Below are 527 nucleotides of genomic sequence, written 5' to 3'. Positions count from 1 at the left end.
GGCGGTCGGGTTGGTCATGGTTCTCTCCAGGGGGATCCGTGTTATTCATTCCGTCTATTTGCGTCAAACTGTGGGTTTCGGGCCGTGAAACCCACCGTTTGACGCAAACAGACGTGGGCGAGGAGGGGCAGGCGCTCAGGCGCCCCAGCCGGCCTGGGTGCCGCCGACGCGCTCGGCGGCGATGCGCTCCAGGTAGCCGGAGCCCAGGAACGCCGCCATCGGGTCGGCGGCCAGGCCGCGCTGCTCGCGCCACGCGGCGAGGGCGGGGCGCACATCGGTGTAGAACGCGTCCATGAGCACCGCGTTGGCGGCGAGCACGTCGTTGGCGCGCTGGGCGGCGGCGAGGGCGTCGCGGTCGATGAGGAGGGCGCGGGCGGTCATCTCCTGCACGTTCAGCACGGAGCGGATCTGCCCCGGGATCTTCGCCTCGATATTGTGGCACTGGTCGAGCATGAACGCCACGTCGGGATTGCCGAACCCGCCGCCGCGGATCACCTCCGCGAGGATGCGGAACAGCTGGAACGGAT

Annotated in this window: 1 pseudogene; it reads right to left on the bottom strand. The window is 69.1% G+C overall.

The features are described 5' to 3' along the window. Nucleotides 1-135 precede the first annotated feature (135 nt). Nucleotides 136-527: pseudogene (locus RL72_RS00025) on the bottom strand (L-rhamnose isomerase); the annotation flags it as partial.

Source organism: Microbacterium azadirachtae (assembly GCF_000956545.1).
In the GTDB taxonomy this organism is placed as follows: Bacteria; Actinomycetota; Actinomycetes; order Actinomycetales; family Microbacteriaceae; genus Microbacterium; species Microbacterium azadirachtae.
The sequence above is the reverse complement of the archived record's forward strand: the minus strand, read 5'-3'. Positions and strand labels throughout refer to the sequence as shown.